At 71.1% G+C, this 19,578-nt stretch carries 16 protein-coding genes; 11 read left to right on the top strand and 5 right to left on the bottom strand.

The genetic code is table 11. The features are described from left to right. Positions 1-147 precede the first annotated feature (147 nt). The 5 genes from KGD87_RS26810 (at position 148) to KGD87_RS26790 (ending at position 4,601) form a co-directional block, all read left to right on the top strand. Positions 148-714, top strand: a complete 567-nt coding sequence (locus KGD87_RS26810) for a hypothetical protein (protein ID WP_284663626.1) — start codon at positions 148-150, stop codon at positions 712-714. A gap of 295 nt (positions 715-1,009) precedes the next feature. Next, positions 1,010-1,909 (top strand): ABC transporter ATP-binding protein, encoded by a 900-nt coding sequence (locus KGD87_RS26805; RefSeq protein WP_284663624.1) that lies wholly within the window; start codon positions 1,010-1,012, stop codon positions 1,907-1,909. A 9-nt stretch (positions 1,910-1,918) separates the two neighbouring features. Beyond that, positions 1,919-2,680 carry an ABC transporter permease gene (locus tag KGD87_RS26800; RefSeq protein ID WP_163784161.1) on the top strand — a complete coding sequence of 254 codons (762 nt, stop codon included), beginning with the start codon at positions 1,919-1,921 and terminating at the stop codon, positions 2,678-2,680. 81 nt (positions 2,681-2,761) lie between these two features. Further along, positions 2,762-3,772 carry an ABC transporter substrate-binding protein gene (locus KGD87_RS26795; protein WP_284663622.1) on the top strand — a complete coding sequence of 337 codons (1,011 nt, stop codon included), beginning with the start codon at positions 2,762-2,764 and terminating at the stop codon, positions 3,770-3,772. A gap of 58 nt (positions 3,773-3,830) precedes the next feature. Then, positions 3,831-4,601, top strand: a complete 771-nt coding sequence (locus KGD87_RS26790; protein ID WP_284663620.1) for an HAD family hydrolase — start codon at positions 3,831-3,833, stop codon at positions 4,599-4,601. 7 nt (positions 4,602-4,608) lie between these two features. Here the strand turns inward: KGD87_RS26790 and KGD87_RS26785 are convergent, their stop codons facing one another. Beyond that, complete coding sequence (locus KGD87_RS26785; protein ID WP_284663618.1) at positions 4,609-5,100, bottom strand: hypothetical protein; 492 nt, start codon at positions 5,098-5,100, stop codon at positions 4,609-4,611. A 253-nt stretch (positions 5,101-5,353) separates the two neighbouring features. Between KGD87_RS26785 and KGD87_RS26780 the strand changes: the two genes are divergently transcribed. Next, positions 5,354-6,313, top strand: a complete 960-nt coding sequence (locus KGD87_RS26780) for an NYN domain-containing protein (RefSeq protein WP_284663617.1) — start codon at positions 5,354-5,356, stop codon at positions 6,311-6,313. A 16-nt stretch (positions 6,314-6,329) separates the two neighbouring features. On the opposite strand, the gene KGD87_RS26775 is transcribed toward KGD87_RS26780, so the two are convergent. Beyond that, positions 6,330-8,369, bottom strand: coding sequence for a PilZ domain-containing protein (locus KGD87_RS26775; RefSeq protein ID WP_284663615.1), 2,040 nt, complete (start codon positions 8,367-8,369; stop codon positions 6,330-6,332). Between the two features lie 315 nt (positions 8,370-8,684). Here KGD87_RS26775 and KGD87_RS26770 point away from each other — a divergent pair, with 315 nt between their 5' ends. Both KGD87_RS26770 and KGD87_RS26765 read left to right on the top strand, forming a co-directional pair. Beyond that, positions 8,685-9,179: a YkgJ family cysteine cluster protein gene (locus tag KGD87_RS26770; RefSeq protein WP_284663613.1), complete on the top strand. Its 495-nt coding sequence runs from the start codon at positions 8,685-8,687 to the stop codon at positions 9,177-9,179. A 109-nt stretch (positions 9,180-9,288) separates the two neighbouring features. Further along, positions 9,289-10,017: a hypothetical protein gene (locus KGD87_RS26765; protein ID WP_284663611.1), complete on the top strand. Its 729-nt coding sequence runs from the start codon at positions 9,289-9,291 to the stop codon at positions 10,015-10,017. A 17-nt stretch (positions 10,018-10,034) separates the two neighbouring features. Here the strand turns inward: KGD87_RS26765 and KGD87_RS26760 are convergent, their stop codons facing one another. Beyond that, positions 10,035-11,930 (bottom strand): ribonuclease R family protein, encoded by a 1,896-nt coding sequence (locus tag KGD87_RS26760; protein ID WP_284663610.1) that lies wholly within the window; start codon positions 11,928-11,930, stop codon positions 10,035-10,037. A 318-nt stretch (positions 11,931-12,248) separates the two neighbouring features. Here KGD87_RS26760 and KGD87_RS26755 point away from each other — a divergent pair, with 318 nt between their 5' ends. From KGD87_RS26755 to KGD87_RS26745, 3 genes are all read left to right on the top strand, one after another. Further along, the gene (locus KGD87_RS26755) at positions 12,249-15,119 is read left to right on the top strand and encodes a protein kinase domain-containing protein (protein ID WP_284663608.1); all 2,871 of its coding nucleotides are present in this window, start codon (positions 12,249-12,251) and stop codon (positions 15,117-15,119) included. Between the two features lie 91 nt (positions 15,120-15,210). Further along, a complete protein-coding gene (locus tag KGD87_RS26750) occupies positions 15,211-15,942 on the top strand; it encodes a head GIN domain-containing protein (RefSeq protein WP_284663606.1) in 732 nt (243 codons plus the stop codon). Positions 15,943-16,096: 154 nt separating this feature from the next. Continuing rightward, complete coding sequence (locus KGD87_RS26745; protein WP_284663604.1) at positions 16,097-17,563, top strand: hypothetical protein; 1,467 nt, start codon at positions 16,097-16,099, stop codon at positions 17,561-17,563. Between the two features lie 487 nt (positions 17,564-18,050). On the opposite strand, the gene KGD87_RS26740 is transcribed toward KGD87_RS26745, so the two are convergent. Together KGD87_RS26740 and KGD87_RS26735 are read right to left on the bottom strand one after the other, a co-directional pair. Then, positions 18,051-18,521: an NUDIX hydrolase gene (locus KGD87_RS26740; RefSeq protein WP_284663602.1), complete on the bottom strand. Its 471-nt coding sequence runs from the start codon at positions 18,519-18,521 to the stop codon at positions 18,051-18,053. Beyond that, a complete protein-coding gene (locus tag KGD87_RS26735) occupies positions 18,518-19,522 on the bottom strand; it encodes a DUF2380 domain-containing protein (protein WP_350099911.1) in 1,005 nt (334 codons plus the stop codon). The genes KGD87_RS26740 and KGD87_RS26735 overlap by 4 nt, the downstream gene beginning before the upstream one ends. Positions 19,523-19,578 lie beyond the last annotated feature (56 nt).

Here is a 19,578-nt window from a genome sequence, read left to right as displayed (position 1 = left end):
CCAGGCACGACTGCTCGCTCAGACACGGACGTGTGGCGCCGCGGGCCCGCTGGTGAACAGCGCCCGCGCCCACGTTGCCCAGGGGTCAACGCTGTGCATGCACGAAACCGCTGCCCACCCGGCCCGCCCAGGTCTATGAGGAGCGGTGTGAGCGAGCCCCAGCCCTCCTACTCCGATGAAGCGCCGCGCAAGAGCCGCACCACGGCGATTGCCGCGGCGGCGTGCGTGCTGCTCGCCCTGCCCTTCCTCGTGCTGGGCCCCTACCTGCTCAACGCCAAGGCCCGCGTGGAGCTGCGGTGCCAGCCCGGCGGCGTGTGCCTGCTGTTCCATTCCAGCTGGCTCACCTGCGACGAAGTGGCCAGCTTCGCGATGAAGGACGTGCAAGGCGTCAAGGTGGACCGGACCCGCGCCGCCCGCCGCAACCGCGTGCCCATCTTCCGGCCCACGCTGGTGACGGCGCACGGCGAGTACCCGCTCTTCTTCCAGTGGGCCACCGAGGAGGCGGTGGCCACGCGCGTGGAGGCGCAGTTGGAGCAGGCCTTCGCGAACCCGGGGGACGCCCCGCTGGAGTTCGTCTGGGATGACCGCGACGCCTCGCTGCGCGTGGGCGGCGCCTTCACCAGCGTGGGGGTGCTGCTGCTCGTCTTCGCCGCGTGGCTGGGCTCGCGAACGCGGACGCACCTGCGCACCGAGCGGGCACAGCGCGCCGCCTGAGCCCCCCAGGGACGAAGGGCCTTCGCCTCACGCCCCAGAGAGCAGCAGTCCGATGAGTCCCTCTTCCACCATGCCCTGACGTCTAGGACGGCCAGGCAGGCGATGTAAACTCGCGCCCGCCGCGTCACTAGCTTCTACCGGGCGGGACGAAGCCTTCCCGGCGCGCCTTGAAGGCCAGGAAACGGCTCACGAGCCCCCTCCGCGCTCAAGAGCGACGAGCAGGTGAGGAAACCCTCAACGGGCCCTTTGCCTGCTCCCCCTTCCCACTTGCACCTACGTGCCTACCTTCTGGCCGATGCTGCGCGCCCTCCTCGGTCGTTGGAGAAGTTCCCTGCGCCTGCTCCAGCCGGCGCATGTCGGTGCGGAGCGCGCCAAAATCAGCGTCACCCGGTTGGACCACGAGTACGCCAACAAGGTGGTCGCCTTGCAGAACGTGGACCTCAACGTCCGCTCGGGCGAATTCGTGTGCCTGCTGGGCCCGTCCGGCTGTGGCAAGTCCACGCTGCTCTATGCGCTGGCGGGGCACGTGGTGCCCACGGGGGGCTCGGTGTCCATTGACCGGCTGCCCATCCACGGGCCGGGGCCGGACCGGCTGCTGATGTTCCAGGAAGCCGCCCTGTTCCCGTGGCTCACCGTGCGCGGCAACATCACCTTCGCGCTGGCCGCCCGGGGCATGCCCCGCGCCGAGCGCCGCGAGCGGGCGGACACCTATATCCAGCGGGTGCAGCTGGGCGGCTTCGAGGACGCGCTGCCCCACCAGCTCTCCGGCGGCATGAAGATGCGGGCCTCGCTCGCCCGCGCGCTGGCCGTGGACCCGGCCGTGCTGCTCATGGACGAGCCCTTCGGTTCGCTGGACGCGCAGACGCGCATCCACATGCAGGAGCTCCTCCAGTCCATCTGGGTGCGCACCGGCAAGACGGTGGTGTTCGTCACCCACGACGTCCATGAAGCGCTGATGCTGGGCACCCGCGTGGTGCTGATGGCGCCCCGCCCGGGACGCGTGGTGAAGGACCTGGAAGTCCACCTGCCCATGCCGCGCCGGCCGGAGGACGCGGCGCTCAATGAAATGGTGCGGCACGTCGGCGGCCTGCTGCGCGAGGTGGAGGGCCGCGTCCACACGCGCTCGCTCCAGCCCGCGCCCACCCGGGCCCCCGCCCAGCCCGTGCTCCGTCCGCAGGTGCTCCCCGGCTCCTAGAGGTGTGTCATGAAACACCATGCCCAGAAGCTGCTGGTGGTCGCGTTGCTGGTGGGCCTCTGGGAGCTGGTGGCCCGGATGGGTGTCTGGTCTCCCCACCTGCTGCCCCGGCCCCTGACGGTGGCGCAGAGCCTGGTAGCCATGGTCGCCGACGGGCGCCTGGTGGGCGCGGCGGGGCGCTCCCTGGGGCGACTCTTGCGCGCCTACCTGATGTCCGTGGCCCTGGGCGTCCCCCTGGGCATGTTGATTTCCCGCGTCCCCTTCTTCCGCAACGCCGTGAAGCCGGTGGTGATGGGGCTCCAGGCCCTGCCGTCCATCTGCTGGCTGCCGCTGGCGCTGCTGTGGTTCGGGCTGACGGACGGCGCCATCCTCTTCGTCGTCGTCATGGGCAGCGTGCTGGGCATCGCCATCGCCACCGAGGACAGCGTCAACGGCGTGGACCCGCAGCTCACCCGCGTGGCCAGCACCCTGGGCGTGAGGGGCCTGCGCTTCCAGTTCGGCGTGCTGCTGCCCGCGGCCCTGCCCGGCATCGTCACCGGCCTGAAGCTGGGGTGGAGCTTCGCCTGGCGCGCGCTGCTGGCCGGTGAGCTGCTCTTCGTCTCCGGCGGCCTGGGGCAGTTGCTCACCGTGGGCCGCGAGCTGATGGACGTGCCCCAGGTCATGGCCGTCATGGTGGCCATCGTCATCATCGGCACCACGGTGGACCGTGTCCTCTTCCAGACGGTGGAGGTGCGGCTGCGGCGGCGGTGGGGGCTGACGGCGACGACGTGAGGCGTTTGCGGCCGTGTGGCGCCTGACACCTGACCCCGGCGGGCGTTGAAATCCCGCCGCCGCGTCACACCTTCAGCGGCCATGCGTGTCTTCCGCACCCTGTTGCCCGTGGTGGTCGCTGGACTGGTGGTGCTCGGCGCGGGCTGCAAGCGCGAGTCCGCCGCGCGGGGCCCGGACGCGCCGCTGCGCCTGGGCTTCTTCCCCAACATCACCCACGCCCAGGCGCTGGTGGGCAACGCGGAGGGCGCGTTCGCCTCGCAGTCGGGCGTGGGCCGCCTGGAGGTGATGCAGTTCAACGCGGGCCCCGCCGCCATGGAGGCGCTGGTGGCCGGCTCGCTGGACGTGTCCTACGTGGGCAGCGGTCCGGCCATCAACACATTCCTCAAGGCCGGGCGCGAGCTGCGCGTCATCGCCGGCGCGGTGAACGACGGCGCGGTGCTGGTGGTGCGCACGGTGAAGACGCCCGCGGAGCTCAAGGGCAAGAAGCTGGCGTCGCCGCAGTTGGGCAACTCGCAGGACATCGCCCTGCGCTACTGGCTGAAGCAGCAGGGACTGACGACGCGCCTGGACGGCACCGGGGACGTGCAACTCTTCCCGCTGAGCAACCCGGACATCCTGGGCCAGTTCCTGCGCGGCGGCATTGAAGGCGCCTGGGTGCCGGAGCCCTGGGGGGCGCGCCTGGTGGCCGAGGGCAAGGGCCGCATCCTGGTGAATGAGAGAGACTTGTGGCCGGGCGGGCGCTTCCCCACCACGGTGCTGGTGACGACGCGCCAGGTGCTGGAGACGCAGCGCCCGCGCGTGGTCGCCCTGCTGCGCGCGCACCTGCGACTCACCGAGCGCTGGCGAGAGGACCCCGCCGGCTTCGCCACCGCGGCCAACGCCGCTTATGGCCGCCTCACGAGCAAGCCCCTGCCCGCCGGCATCCTCCAGCAGGCCTTCTCCCGGCTGGAGCCCAGCCTGGACCCGGTGCCGCGGGCGCTCGCCACCGCGGCCGCGCACGCGAAGACGCTGGGCTTCATCACCGACGCCAACATCGACGGGCTGGTGGACCTGAGCCTGCTGGACGAGGCGCGAGCGGACGCCGCGAAGTGATGATGATGGAACACAGCCGGGGTGACGCGGGCCCGAGGCCGGGGGAGGATGCGCGCCCATGAAGATGGAGCGTGTGGAGGAGACGCTGGAGCGCATCCAACTGGAGGTCGAGCGCGCCCCCGGTGGGGTGCTGGCCTTCGACGGCGATGGCACGCTGTGGAGCGGGGACGTGGGAGACGACCTGTTCCTGGCCCTGCTGGAGCACGGCGGCATCCGCCCGGAAGCGCAGGCCGCCCTGGAGCGGCTGGCCGCCGCGCATGGCTTCGCGAAGGGCCTGCCCGCGCGCGAGCTGGCACACCAGCTCTTCGCCGCCTTCGAGGCGGGGCGGATTCCGGAGAAGGACATCTACGAGATGGCGGCGTGGCTCTTCGCCGGCTGGCGCGTGGACGCGGTGCGCGCCTTCGCGAAGGACGTGGTGGCCCGGCGCGAGGTGAAGCAGCGCATCCACCCGGAGAGCCGCCGCGTCGTCGAGTGGGCCCACGGCCAGGGCATCCCCTGCTACGTGGTCAGCGCCTCGCCGCTCGCCGTCGTGGAGGCGGCCGTGCATGAGGTGGGGCTGGGCCCCTTGAAGGTGCTGGCCTGCACGCCGCGCACGGAGGACGGGACGGTGCTGGCCGGCATCGTCGAGCCCATCCCCTACGCGGCCGGCAAGGTGCTCTGTCTGCGCTCGCGCACGTCCCAGCCGCTCTATGCGGCCTTCGGAGACAACGTGTTCGACCTGGAGCTGCTGGCGGCCTCGCGCGTGCCGGTGGCCATCCGGCCCAAGCCGCGCCTGCGGGCGAGGGCAGCCGAGCTGCCCTCGCTCGTCCAGCTCCACCCGGAGGACTGAAGAAGCGTCAGTCCTTCGGCTGCACCTCGCCGGCGAGCGCCAGCGCCACGTTCTCCGTGGTGTTCTCCACCTGGTAGACAGCCACCACGCGCTGGCCTGCTTGCGGCTGCTTGCGGATGCGCAGCGCGCTCAGGTCCAAGGGCACCACGGCGCCGGGCTCCGTCTCCAGGTAGAGCATCTGCCCGTTGAGCTTCAGCACCTTGCCGGACAAGCGCTTCATCTCGTCCTGGTCCGGCGTCACCTCGCGGATGGGCACGCCCACGCCGCTGGCCTGGGGCCCGACATCGAGGAGACGCTGGCTGCCGCTGCCGGAGCGGTCGATGGACATCGTCGCGCCAAAGTTGGTGAAGTTCCGGTCGAGGCCGTGCTGCTGGGCATTGTTCATCGGGTCCGTGGACCCGTCCGAGGGATTGACGGGCTCACGTGCCAGCGCGGCCACCGGCGCCATCAACGCCGCCACGGCGGCGACCCGCCAGTTCCCAGCGTGCATTCGTTTCATGGGTCCTCCTCCTGGAGGGGCCGTGAGCCCCCCGTTGCCGACAAGCTAGGACCTGACTCGACGCCGCAACCCTGAGGGCGGACCGTTCCGTCGCGCCCAGGGCCGCGCGCCGTGCGGCGCGCCGGGCCCACGGCGCGGAATGTTGACTCCAGACAGGTGGGCGCCCCAAGCGCGCGAGAAAGGGCTAGGGTGCGCAGTCCTGCCAGGACCCTTTTCCCGCCGCCCGCGTGGCGGCAACACGCAGAGGCTGCACGTGAACGGTCGCAACGAAGAGCATCGCATCGCCCTCTTCATCGATTTCGAGAACCTCGTCACCAATACGGGCATCAGCTCCGCGAGCTTCGACCTGCAGCCCTCGCTCGACCGGCTGCTGGAGAAGGGCAAGGTCGTCTACCGACGTGCCTACTGCGACTGGTCCCGCTTCGCCGAGGCGAAGATCCGCCTGCACGAGTTCGGCGTGGAGCTCCTCGACGTGCCGCCCTCCACGCGCGCCGGGAAGAACGGCGCGGACATGCGCCTGGTCATCGACGCGCTGGAGCTGTGCTACGCGCGCGAGAGCATCGACACCTTCGTCATCGGCTCCGGGGACAGCGACTTCTGCCCGCTGGCCTACAAGCTGCGTGAGAACGGGCGCACCGTCATCGGGCTCGCGGTGAAGGAGTCCACGTCGCCGCTCTTCGTGAAGGCCTGCGACGAGTTCATCTACCTGCGCCCGCGCCAGTCACGCTCCGACAAGGGAGACAAGGAGAAGGGCCGGCAGAGCGTGCCCGCCGAGGAGGCGGGCCCCGGCAAGCGCGGCCGTCACGGGCGCGACGAGAAGGGCCGGGGCGACAAGGAGAAGACGCCGCAGGGTGGCGGCAAGGCCCAGTCGAAGACGGAGGTGCCGGACATCGCCCGCGAGGTGGTGCAGAGCATGCTGGCGCGCGCCACCGGGCCGGTGAATCCGTCCCTCATCAAGGAGGCCATCGTCCGCAAGGAGCCCGACTTCGACGAGCGCGAGCACGGCTTCTCCACCTTCGCCCGGCTGCTGGCCGCGCTGGAGCAGCAAGGGCTGCTGCGCCGCATCCAGCAGGGCCGCCAGTGGTACGTGGTGGCGGCGGACTTCGACGTCGGCAGTGGCGACACCAAGAGCAAGAAGCGCGCCCCCGCGCACGCCGCCGAGGAAGACGACGAGCTGGAGTCCTACCCGGACCCGGACGAAGACGAGGGCTGAGCCCCCGTCCCCGCGACTACGCCCCCGCTGGGGGCGTGGTGGCCTCGAAGAGGTGCTCGAGGAACTCGGGCAGCAGGCTGGCGGAGATGACCCACAGCTTGCCTTCGCCCAGGTCCGCGAGCGACGCGCGCTCCACGTACTCCACGCAGGCCGCTTCCACGTAGTGGATGAACACCTTGCGCTCGCGCGCGCGGTACCAGTCCGCCGCGTGGGCCAGCAGCGCCACCATGGCGTCCTGGGCCTCCTTCGTCGCGTCGTCCACCAGCGGCACCAGCCGCACGCCGTCCAGCACGTTGAAGAGGTTGAGGCCCGGCTGCGCCGTCTCCAGCACCGCCAGGACGACGGGGCGGCCCTCATGCCGCGCCACCACCAGCTCGCGCTCGCGGCCCAGGCCCGCCTCGCCCCAGCGCTCCTTGGCGCGCTTGAGGTCGAAGCGCTCCGGCACCAGGTCCAGCGCCTCGCGGTAGGCCAGCGGGCGCGTGCGCTCCACCTGCTCGAAGAAGGCGGCGCGCTCGGCCTCGGTGGGCGTGCCCACCTCGATGCCCACGGGGATTTCCCAGGCCCCGTCCACCTCCGCCTCCATCAACTGGAAGGGCACCAGGCACGTCTGGCCCGTGTGCTCGTACCAGGTGGCGAAGTCGAACTTGGTGAAGCGCACCCAGCGCACGCGCGCCTCGCAGAAGGCGAAGAACCACTTCACCTCCGGGTCCACCTGCGTGGGCTCGTAGCCGCGCAGGTAGATGTCGCGCAGCGCCTCGCGCGCCGACGTGCGGCTGCCCTTCACCGGCTGACGCGCCAGCTGGTGCGCCATCCAGCTGCCTTCGTACGGCTTCACCACCGACAGCGTGGCGCCCACGGACTGGCCCTCCGGGTGCACCACCCGGTAGCCCAGCCGCGTCCGGCCCTCCAGCCGCGCCAGCGTGGCGTCGAAGCGGGGGTGCGCGTCCTCGAAGTCCTCCGGCGACTTGCCCGGCAGCCGGAAGTAGCCCGAGCCGTCGAAGAGCTTCCAGGTGGCATCACTCCAATCACCCTCCACCTGGGTGGCCGGGTGCATCTGCGCCTCCACCAGCGCGCGCCAGGCCTGCGCGCCCGCCGCGTCCAGGGGCCGCACGGACATGCCACACCGGCGGCCAGCGGCGGTGCTGGCGATGTTGCGCACCTCGGCGCGCAGCCGCACCGGCGCCATTCCTTCCGTCACGACCTCCAGCACTGGCTGACGCAGGCCCGGGTACAGCAGGTCCTCGCCGGGCTCCGTCAGGAAGGCGAGGCCCTCATAGGACAGGTCCAACACCTGACGCCGCACGTGCACCTGCGGCCACAGGGGATGGTCGAAGGACAGCATGCAGGCACGGCTCGGCGGCGCGCGCCGCAGCCAGCGGTGGCGGTAGCGAACAAGCTCCCGGGGCATCGGCATCAGCACCAGGCCGGACTCCTCGCGCGCCTCGCTCACCTCCAGGTGCACCACGCTGCTGTAGCCGAAGGCCTCCAGGGTGAAGGGCCCCACGGGCAGTTCACCCTCGAAGCGCCAACCCATGCGGCCTTCATGCGAGTCCAAGTACGCGGCCGTCACCGGCACCTTGCGCCCATCCGCGGCGCGCGCCATGCCGCGCGCCCGCCGGCCCACCAGCGCGTCGCAGATGCGCCGCACGCGGTCGGGGTGCTCGATGCGCTCCTTCCACACCGGCCGCGTCTCCGGCGGGAGCAGCAGGCCGTTGTCACGCAGGGCCTCCAGCACGGAGACGATGCGGCGGCCCGCGTCCAGGGGCGGCGCCAGGAAGCGCAGGCTCACCTCCGGCGCGCCGCGCACGTCCATGACCTCCACGTCCAGCGCGGTGGCCCAGCGCTCTCCATGGCCCAGCACCACGGAGGCGGTGTCGCCCGGCTTCGGCGCCGCCTGCGTGCCCAGGTTCAGCGTCAGGTGTTCCAACGACAGCTGCACCAGCCGACACGGCGCCTGGAGGTTTCCGAACGACGCCACCGCCGTCAGCTCCGTCCCCATCCGGTAACCGAGCATCGACGCCCGGCCGCTCAACCCATCCAGCGTGTCCGCCTGCATGACAGCTCCGTTGTCTGAAGGACGTCGATTGTACGGCTTCACAGGTATGAGACTTGAGAATTCTCACCTGAAGCGTGAGCACGAACGAGCCGCGCGTAACCTGTTCTCCAGGACAGGTCTGGATGTCTTATTTTTCAAGTGTCACACGGATGGTCATTTCCCTCTCAGACGGGATGTGCGCCCGCATCCCATCGGGTCCGCGCGCACCCGGGCTTTGGGGGTGAGGTGATGTGGCATGACCACCGGGAAAGCGAGGGCTCGCATGCCTGAACGCTGTGATGGAACCGGCATCGTCAGCGGGTTAGGGGGAGGACCATGCCGCTCAACACCCTCTGCCTTCGTTGCGGCATGTGCTGTGACGGGACGCTCTTCACACACGTGTCGCTCCAGCCGGAGGAAGCCCTGGCGCTCCAGCGGCGGGGGCTGCCGGTGGGCTCACGCACGGATGGAAGTCCCGCCTTGATGCAGCGCTGCCCGGCCCTGGATGGGCGCGCGTGCACCGTCTACGCGGACCGTCCGGCGAGCTGCAGGCGGTATCACTGTCAGTTGTTCTCCGCGCTGGCGGAGCAGGAAGTCTCGTTGGACGAAGCGCTCGCGGTGGTGGACGAGGCCCATGCGCGAGTGGCCACCGTGGCGCGCGCGCTGGCGCCTGCTTCGGAGGGGGCGCCGCGCTCGGTGCTGCAGCGGGCCCGGCGCGCGAACCTGCCGGAGCACGGAGGCCCGCTGTCCTCGACGGACCTGGCCACCTACGAGCATGCGGAGGCCTATCTGGACATGCACTTCCGGGGGCGCTTCGGACGGCGGGGTTGAGCGCGGCGACGCGGTGAATCCCAGCCGCCTCGCGCACCGGTGTGGCTACGATGCGGGCGCGAGAATCCGGGCCGTGCCTCCACGGCGCCGCGTGACACCGAGGACCTTGATGAAGACGAACGCGTCCGTGCTGGCGGTGATGACGTGCTCCCTGCTGACGGCGCCGCTGGCCAGCGCGGATGACACGGCCCCCGTGAAGTCCGCGTCGGTGGATTTGAATGGAGACGGCACGCCTGAAGCGGTGTCCCTCCAGTTCGACGCGCCGAAGAACGAGTTCGTCCTCAAGGCGGGCAGTGCGAGCATCCGAGGCCCGGGTGACGACAATGAACCCGCGGGCGTGTTCATCGTGGACCTGGACAGCCGGGACCAGCGCAAGGAGCTCATGGTGCGCACCGGGCAGACGGACTATGACCAGCGCTCGTACCTCTACGGCTTCGACGGCAAGGCGCTGAAGCTGCTGGGCACCGTGCCCGCGCTCACCGAGGCCAAGGGCAACGGCATCATCCTGTCCGACTCATGGCAGGGCTTCTGGAACCGGCGCGACAAGTACGTGTTGGACGCGAAGACGGGCAAGGTGTCCGAGGTGCCGCAAGATTTGTACGCCGTGGGCGCCGAGGCCACGGTGAAGCAGTCGTTCCCGCTGGCGCGCAGCCGCACGGACAAGAAGGCCGTGGCCCTGCTGGCCCAGGGCTCGAGGATTCAGGTCCTCGCCGCCGCGCGCTCGGGCCGCAAGGGTGAGGGCTACCTCTACCTGGTGAAGTCCTCCACGGGGCTGCTCGGGTGGGCCACCGCGAAGGATTTGACGGAGAAGACGGACGGCCTGCCGCTCGCGGGTTGAGGGCAGGCTCGCGCCGGCTACCTGGCCAGCGCCAGCTCGATGCGTCCGAGCTGCTCGTCGGTGGAGGTCACCTTCACCGTCACCGGCATGCCCACGGTGAAGGTCCGCTCCTTGCCCACCAGGGACAGCTCGCGCGCGTCCGGCCGGAAGGGGCCGCCGGACAGTGCATCCGTGGGCACCACGCCTTCCACCAACATGCCGTCCAGTTGCGCCACCAGGCCGAAGGGCCGCACCCGCGTCACACGCGCCTGGAACTGCTTGCCCACGTGCCCCGCCATCCACCGCGCCTCCAACTCACGGTGCCGGTCGTTCTCCGCGCGCGTCGACGCGCGCGCCTTCGCGTTGATGTGCACCGCGAGCGCCTCCACCCCCGGGTCCTCGTCCACGAAGTCCCGGCGCCCCTGCAGGTACCCCTTCAACGTCCGGTGCACCGCCAGGTCCGCGTAGCGCCGAATCGGTGACGTGAAGTGCAGGTACAGCGGCGCCGCCAGGCCGAAGTGCGGCCCCGGCTTCACCGTGTAGCGCGACGGGCCCAGGGAGCGCCGCAGCACCGAGCGCAAGGCCGGCTCCGCCACCGCGCCCGCAATCTGCCGGTCGAACGCCGCCAGCGCGAGCGGCGTCAGCTCCCGTCCGAAGCCCGCCGCGAAGCCAGACGTCTCCGCGAAGGCATTCAGGTCCGCCACCCGCAGCGGGTCCGGCTGCTCGTGCACGCGGTACACCCCCGGCAGGCCGCGCGCCAGCATCCACCCGGCGATGGCCTCGTTCGCCGCCACCATGAAGCGCTCAATCATCGCGTGCGCGGACGTCGGCTGCTCACTCACCAGCCCGGACAGCTCGCCCGTCGCCTGGTCGAAGGTGAAGCGCGCCTCGTCCCGCGCGAACTCCATGCCGCCTCGCGCCGCCCGCGCCACCGCCAGCCGCGCCGCCGCCAGCCGGAACCACGGCATCATCTCCCGCACCGGCTCCATGGGCGCCGACACCTCACCCCGGTCCAGGAAGGCGGCCACCTCGTCGTAGTTCAGCCGCGCCCACGAACGGATGACGCTCTCGTACACGTCCGCCGCCGTCACCCGGCCCTGCGGGTCGATGCGCAGCTCCACCGTGAGGCACAGCCGCTCCTCGCCCTGCACCAGGCTCAGCCAATGCGAGGACAGCGCCTCCGGCAACATCGGCAGCACGCGCCCCGCCAGGTACACGCTGGTGGCCCGCTCGCGCGCCTCGACGTCCAGCGCCGTGCCCTGCTTCACGTACTCAGCCACGTCCGCGATGGACACCAGGAGCCGCAGCGCCCCGTCCGGCCCCGCCGGCAGCACCGAAATCGCGTCGTCGATGTCCCGCGTGGACGCCGCATCCACCGTCACCGTGGGCACGTCCCGCAGGTCCCGCCGCGCGCCCACCGCGTGCGGCACCGCGCGCGCGCCCCGCGCCTCCTCCACGGCCTCCTCGGAGAAGTCCTTGCGCAGCCCGTGCCGGGCGATGACGCGCTCCAGGGAGCGGTCCTCCCCCGCTTCCACCCGGTAGAGCAGCACCACCTTGCCCTCGTCGATGCGCGCCACCACCGCGTCACCGGCCTGCACCTGCGCACCCGCGGCGTCCAACACCCAGTCCGCGTTGGCCACCTCGCGGTCCACCCGGAGCAGCGGCGCGCCCTTGCGCAGCACCACCTCGCCGTAGACCTGCGTGCGGGGCCGCTCCACCAACGACAGCTGGCTGGCCGACCAGCGCCCATCCGCGCCCGCCGTCACCGTGGCCGTGACGACGTCCCCAGCGAAGTACGGGTTGAGGTCGGGCGGCGGGACGAAGGCCGACAACACCTCGGGCGAGCCGGGCGTCTGGACGGTGAGGAAGCCGAAGCCTCGGGGGTGGACGTCGAGACGGCCGGTGACGGAGCGGGGCGAAACGGAAGTATCCATGGAACCTTGAGCGCGTGTTTAACCCACTCCCATCCTGGGAAAGCAGGGCTCGCGCGGGAAAGTGTCGGCCCCCGGGACACGGCCCATGGAGGGCCTGCGTCTCACCGGGAGCGCCATCGCCAGGAAGTGGCGAACTGCCAGACGTGGACGCAGCCGGCCTCGCGTCCCTGACACCCTGGCCAGGCGCGCCCACGATTCCCCACCTGAATCCGGCTTCAATTCCGTCCTACCCGGGAAGTCGCCAGGTCCGGTAACAAACCCGTGGGGGACGGGGCTTTCGCGTCCATCCGGCTCACGGTGTACATTCGACGCCATTCGATGAGTGGGAACACGCTGCCGCTCGCGCCGGAAGCGCGCTCGCTGGGCAAGTACGAGGTGCTCTGCCGCCTGTCGACGGGCGGGATGGCGGAGATTTTCCTCGCGTCCCAGCGTGGCCTGGCGGGTTTCCACAAGCTGGTGGTGCTGAAGCAGATTCTCCCCGACATCCGCGGCGAGGAGGAGTTCGTCCGGATGTTCCTGGACGAGGCCAAGGTGACGGCCGCGTTCAACCACCCGCACATCGCCCAGGTGTACGACCTGGACATCGCGGACGGAGAGCTCTTCCTCTCCATGGAGTTCGTCCCGGGCGCCACGCTGGTGGAGGTGGCTCGCGCGTGCCGGCAGGCCAACACCCCCATCCCCATGGGCTACAGCCTGATGGCGGTGCGCGACACCGCCGTGGCGCTGCACTACGCGCACACCTTCACGGATCCGCTGGGCCGCCCCTCCCCTGTCATCCACCGGGACGTGGCGGAGAAGAACATCATGGTGACGTACGAGGGCGTCACCAAGCTGCTCGACTTCGGCATCGCCAAGAGCCTGGCCCGCGCCAGCCGCACCGCCGTGGGCATGGTGAAGGGCACCAGCGGCTACATGTCGCCCGAGCAGATCATGGGCGAGCCGCTGGATGCGCGCAGTGACCTGTTCAGCCTCGGCGTGGTGCTGCACGAGTGTCTCACCGGCATGCGGCTGTTCTACGCCAAGCAGGCCGAGGCGATGATGAACGCGGTGCTGCGCTGCGAGGTGACGCCGCCCTCGCGCACCAACAAGCACGTGCCGCCAGAGCTGGACGCCATCGTCATGCGCGCGCTGTCCAGGCGCCGCGAGGACCGGTACGCCTCCACGCTGGAGTTCGCCCGCGCCATCGAGCGCGCCGTGGGTCCGCTCATCTGGCACCCCGAGCAGAGCAGCGAGCTGATGCTGCGCCTCTTCTCCGACCGGCGCGACCAGACGCGGCAGCTCCTGATGAGCGGGCAGAACGACACAGGGGACACGACCGGCGTGGTGAACCTGGCCAAGGTGATGGCCATGGGGGCCGAGCCCTCCGAGCTGCCCACCGGCGGCGTCACCTTGCCGCCGTCACCTCGGGCTCCGGGAGCGCCTCGCGGCGCCGCGCCGACGCCCGCGCCCCGGCGCCCCACTCCGGGCGCTCCCGCCGCGTCCCCTGACGTCGGCCCCGTTCGCAAGGCCGTGCTCCAGGCGCCCCCCGTCAAGCGGCTGGCCTCGCGCCCGCCCGCCGCCGACGCACGCCCTCCTCCTCCGCCTCCCGCCGAGGCCGTGACGTCCCCTCCGTCTGAGCGGCAGCACGAGCGCACCCAGCCGGGGATGCCGGTCCACCCACCGGAGCACACGGTCCGCACGCAGTTGCCAGGCACTGGCCGGGACTCGGGCGCTTCCGCACCCGCGCCGGGTGAGGCCTCCGCGCGTCAGGGCTCGCGGGCCTCGGCGGCGGATGCCCAGGCCACCGCCCGGGAACAGACCCAGGTCCGCGGGGTGCGTTCCCCGGAGCCACCCGCTCCGCCAGCGCCCGAGGATTCCCGCGCCCGGCCCATTCGCACGCCGGATACGGTCCCTGCCGCGGAGGACGCGCATCGGGTACGTGCTGCTCGGGCGCACGAGCCTGCCTCCGCTGGCGAGGACGCGCATCGCGCACGTGCTCCTCGTGCTCCCGAGTCTTCTCCGGCCGGTGATGAGGCACCTCGGGCACGCGTGACTCGCACGTCGGAGACGCTTCCCGCCGCGGATGCACGGTCTCGCTCGTCACGGACGCAGGACGGCCTGCGCACGGTGGCCCCGTCCGAAGCGCCCGCGCCTCGCGCCGCGACGGAGGATGCATCCCGCGCCCGCGCTCCCCGCACCCAGGACGGCCTGCGCGCCTCCGTGCCCACGCCGCCCCCCGCCGAGCGCGACCTGCAGACGGCGATGATTCGCATGCCGGTGATGCCCCCCGAGCGTGGCGAGGACACGGTTCCGGTGACACCCTCGTCGCGCCGCTCCAGTCCTCCCCGGCGCAGGCAGGGTGGCGCTTCGACCGAGCCCACCACCCAGCCCGTCCGCTTCCACGACATGCCCGTGGAGGAGGACGACGAAGAATCCACGGTGCAGAGCCGCGGCGACACGACAAGCCCCAGGCGCGCGCGGTCTCCACAACCACAGCCACCGCCTCGGCGAAACCGGGCCTGGGTGGCCGTCACGGCGGTGGTGGGCATGCTGGCGCTGGGCGTCGCGGTGGTGATGCTGGGACTGGACGGTGGCGTCGTGTCCTCCCGGCTGAAGCCGCTGCTCGGCCAGGGTGCCCCACCGCCCCCCCAGCAAACCGCCGGAACACGCCCACCGGTGAACGCGGACAAGGACCTGGCGGCGGGGACAGCGGCTCCCGAGGCTCCACCAGTGAACGAAGGGACGAAGGACACGGGTGCGTCAGCCGTGGCCATCGCGGAGGTGGACCCCTCCACCCTGACGGACGAGGCCCCGGTGCCGGAGGCGCGTGCCCCGGACTCGGACGCCGCCACCGAGGACGACGCCCCGCTCAAGGGCCCCCGGACCTTCAAGCGCGTCCGCAACGGAGCGCAGCGGAGCAAGGCGGTCGCCACGGCGCCCCGCAAGGCACCGGCCACGCCGCCCACCTCGGAGAGCGTACCGGCGGGCGAGCCCGGCTTCCTCACGCTGGTCACCGAGCCCAAGGCCCAGGTGTTCCTCGGCGGCCAGGACCTGGGCAAGACGCCGCTCTTCAAGGTGAAGCTGCCCGCGGGCCAGCACACCCTGAAGCTGGTGGATGCCACCGCCAAGGCGCACCAGGTTCCCGTGGACATCAAGCCCGGGGAGACGACCTCCGTCCGCGGCCCGTTGAGCCTGCTTTCGGACCCCTGAACCGCGGGGCAGGCAATCAACGCCGGAGCCATGCGTACCTTGCGCACGTCGGGGTCCGTGTCACGGCCCCTCGTTCCATTGGAGCCTGCCCATGTCCCCCGCCCGCGTCTCAATCGTCGCGTCCTTCCTCCTCTTCGGTGCCTGTGCCCATGCCCAGGACGCTCAAGCCGGTGCGTCCGCTTCCACACGACAGCGAGGCGACGTCCGCGAGGTGCCCGACTTCGACGAGGTATCGGTGAGCCATGGCATCCGGGCCGAGGTGAAGGTGGGCCCCAAGTCCGTGCGCCTGGAGGGACCCGCCGAGCTCGTGTCCCGAATCGAGCTGGACGTGCATGACGGGGCGCTGCGCACCCGCGTGGACAGGAAGCTCTTCGACGGGTTCCGAGGCGGCAAGGTCCGTCTGTACGTCTCCAGCCCGCGCGTGGAAGGCATCCACGCCAGCGGCGGCAGCCACGTGGACGCGGACGCCACGCGCACGGATGAGTTCGACGTCGAGGCCAGCGGGGGCTCCATCGTCAACGTCCGCGGCGTGGATGCACGCCAGGTGGAGACCGAGGCCAGCGGTGGCTCGAAGGTGACGCTGGCGGGACGGGCGACGGACTTCGACGTCGAGGCCAGCGGGGGCTCCGTCGTGCGGGCCCTGGACGTGAAGGGCGTCAAGACGCTGGACGCGGAGGCGAGCGGCGGCTCGCGCGTGGAGGTGGATGCGTCCGACCGCGTCAGCGGCGAGGCCTCCGGGGGCAGCGTCCTCCAACTCGTGTCCCGCCCGGCCCAGAGCGACGTGCGCACCAGCGGCGGCTCCCGGCTCGTCTACCAGGACTGACGCGCCCGCCGCCGTGGAAGGCGTGCCGCGTCAATGACAACACACGGGTGGGGTGAACCGGACAGCACCCGAGGTCGCGGATGGGCCGGCTTGCTCCGCATGGGCCGGGGCGGCTGGAATGCGCGTCCCCACCCCTCGCGGAGCTTCCCACCCGATGACGCCTCCCCTCCCTTCCTCCTCCGATAACGCCCCGGCGCCCCGGCGACGCGGCAAGGTCCTGTGGGGTGGCGCGGGCGTCGGCGTGGCGGTGCTGGCTGGAGGGCTCTTCCTGTGGAACCCACGGCCTTCATCGCCCGGCTCCACCCCACGGGACACGCACGAGGCGCATGGCGAGTCCCACGCGGACCACTCGCATGAGACGCCCCAAGCGAAGTCCCAGGCCCCCATGGAGGTGCTGGTCCAGACGGACCGCGCCGCTCGGGCCGCCGCGACGGGACAGCGGGTCCAGGCGCACGAGGCGCTGGCGGCCGCGCTGAAGCTGGCGCCCCAGCACGCGCCGGCGCTCCTGGTGAAGGCCTGCCTCGCGCTGGAGGAAGGCCAGGACACCGAGGCCCGCGACGCGCTCCGGCGGTTGGACGCGGCCGCTCCGGGCGCCCTGGAAGGAGAGCTGCTGGCGCGGCTGGACACGCTGCGGCGCGGGGGCGGCATGGACTGGCAACAGGCGTTCCGCCAGGCCTGGGTGGACCTGGGCCAGCCCGACTTCCAGCAGAGCGCGCTGCTCCCCGGCGCCACGCCGCTGCCGCCTGACCCGGCCATCGCCGCCGCGGCGAAGACCGCCTGGGAGCGCGCCGCGTCGGACGACGTGAGGCTGATGCTGGCCCTGGGCAGCCCGCGACTGGACGCGGACAAGGCGCTCTTCCTGCTGCGGCAGGTGCCTCGGCTGGAGGACCCGTCCCTCTTCGTGGCGGTGATGGACGTGCTCCGGGGCGAGGCCTTGCCGCAGGCCTCCCATGACGAAGCGCGCACGGTGTTCCGCCAGAAGCTGGAGGCGCTGGCGGCCGCGCACCCGCGCGCCATGCAGCTCCAGTTGCTGCTGCTCCTGGGAGACACGGAGCCGGGCTCGGAGATGAGCGCGGCGGAGATAGACGGCCTGGAGCAGGTGGCCGCCCTGCCCGTGTGGCGCGAGGGCGTCTTCACCCGCACGTACGAGGAGGCCCGGAAGCTGCTGGAGGGCTCGGGGGTACCGGATGTCAGCGCCACGGCGATGGCGGTGGCGGCCCACAGCGTGACGGACCGGGGCTCGTGGGTGCTGCGCACGCGCAACGTGGGCACGCGGGGCTCGCTGTCCCCCGAGGACCGGAAGCGGCTGGGCCGCATCACCCGCGACATCGGCGCGCGCATGGCCGAACAACCCACCATGGTGGAGCGCATGGTGGGCCTGCAGCTCGTCCGCGGCGGCGCCCAGGACCTGGGCGATGAGGCCGGCCGTGAGCAGGCGCTGGCCCGAATCGGCGCGCTGGAAGGCGCGGTGGCCCTCTTCCGCAAGGCGTCCATGGACCGCTGGCCCCTGCATGCGCTGACGGAGGAGCTGATACAGGCGAGCACGCGAGACGAGCCCGCCTACCTGCTGTCCTTCACGCGCGTGGAAGCGAACCAGGCGGCGGAGACACCCCAACCGTAGCGGTGGCCGGGACGAGGTCTCTCGGGCCCCGGGAGACTTCCACCCGGGGCCCGAGCGGGCCCCCCACGATGCCACGAAGCCGCCGCACGCCGGACCTCCAAGGTCGTCCGGGCAACCGCACTCCTTCCACGCGAGCGCCGGGAACAAGCGGGTTGCTTCCCGAGCGGCCTGCGCGTGGGCACCGTGGAATACCGTCCACGAACTCCAACGCTACGGTGGGCGAAGAATATCGGCTGCGCGTGGCCTGTCCACCCGTCGGGTCCTGACTCCCGCAAGCGCCGTGACGGGCCGGGTGTGGTGAGGACCCATAGCAGTTGCGCATTCACGTCGAGTGTGAGCAGGCGCCGGGAAGACTGAATTCCTTTCAGGGTGCTCAGGAAGCAGCGCGGTATACGGGAAACCGCTACGCTGGCGCGCGAGTGGCCTGCCGCGCTCGCTTCCTCACTCCAAGGGTCCTTTCGTCAGGTGGCAGGGGCGCCGCTGCCGTTCAGGCTTCTTCGTCAGGCAGGAGCGTCCGGAGAAGCTCGTCATCAGGTCCGAGCGGGCGCCAGCCAGCGGGGGGAGGATTGGCGAGGAGCGCATCGCTGGCCTGGTCTACGCGCTCCTGATGGGTTTCTGGCGTGTAGCCACTCCATCGGCCGAGCGCGATGGCAACGTCCATCCGGGTTTCGTCGTCCATCACGGCTGGCCAGCCGTCGGGGAAGTCGTCGGACAGCTCGCGCACGAGCACATCGCGCACAAGACGTGTGACCCGCCGACTCTGCTCTGCCTCAGCGAGCAACCCGCTGAACACCTGCACCGCAGCGACATCGTCTTCACCAAGCTCGTCGGCCAGTACATGCAGCGGGACGGCAGGGCGCGCCTCGGCAAAGGCGGTGAGTGAGTCGAAGCCCCGATCGCGGACTCGCTCATACAGGCGGGCTCTCACGTCGCCCTCCCACGGATGCCGGGCGGTCATTGGCCCCTCCAGGAGGTGAAATTCATTGGGAGCTTATAGTCCTTCATGTGCTTTGCGACGAGCTTCAGGATGGCATTCCGCGTCAACATCCGGCCGGCTCGTTCCTCGGCTTTGAGCAGCTCGCGCATGAGAAATTGGTTCCATTCGCCAGGCCACGTGCGCCCAAGGCGCCAGTCCCCGCCTCCGTGAATCGCCTCATGGTGGGCCCGCTCCAGTCGCACGCAGAACTGGTCGATGTCCATGTCCCCCTTGAAGCCGCGCGCCTCGAACCACGCACGGTGCTCCTTCGGCAGGACGTGGTGCTTCGGCGCGTCGGACATGCCCGCGCCCGCCCTGCCCGTCACCTGCATGCCGCGCACTTCGGGGCTGTCGCCCAGCGCGTCGCGCACGCCCTTGGGCAAGTCCTGGTGCGCCTGGGCCATCATCACCTGTACGCCGTGAATGCGGATGGCCGCGCTGACGGCCGGGAGGGAGATGACGCCCGCCTGCACCAGCCTTCGCATCATCTCCACCCACTCCGCGGAGACGACGATTCGCGAGCCAACCATGACGCCACCCGGACTCATCACCAGCCCCACGCCGAGTGTCGCGGGTCCGGCCGGAGGCAGCCGGGGGAGTGACAGCTTCAGCGTGGAAACCATGGTGAACATCTCCACTACCTGCGCCGCCACCATGAGCTTGGCGCCGTTCTCCATGGCCGCGCGGGCGCCTCGATGAATCGTGTCGAACTCGCGGGTCAGTTCCCCCATCAGCGCGGGCATCGCGGTCGCCGCCGCCTCTACGCGCTCCGAGTCCCCCGAGGCGAGGTCTGCCAGCGTCGGCGTCATCAGGCCTTGAACGCGAAGCAGGTCCGCGTACAGCTTCTCGACGCTATAGGCGGGGCACTGTCGGAGCACGGCGTCAGCGAGTTGGAGGAAGTCCACCCACGTGGCGAGCAGCAAAGCTCCGAACATCGCGGCCTGGAGGCGAGGCCCCGACATGCGGAGGAGGCCCCGCTCCATGTCGGAGTCCTCCACCTGTGACGCCACTCTCACCAACGCGGTGGCGCTCCCAAGCG

This window comes from Myxococcus sp. SDU36 (genome assembly GCF_030168875.1).
GTDB classification, from domain to species: Bacteria; Myxococcota; Myxococcia; order Myxococcales; family Myxococcaceae; genus Myxococcus; species Myxococcus vastator.
This window is presented reverse-complemented; position numbering and strand designations above follow the sequence as displayed.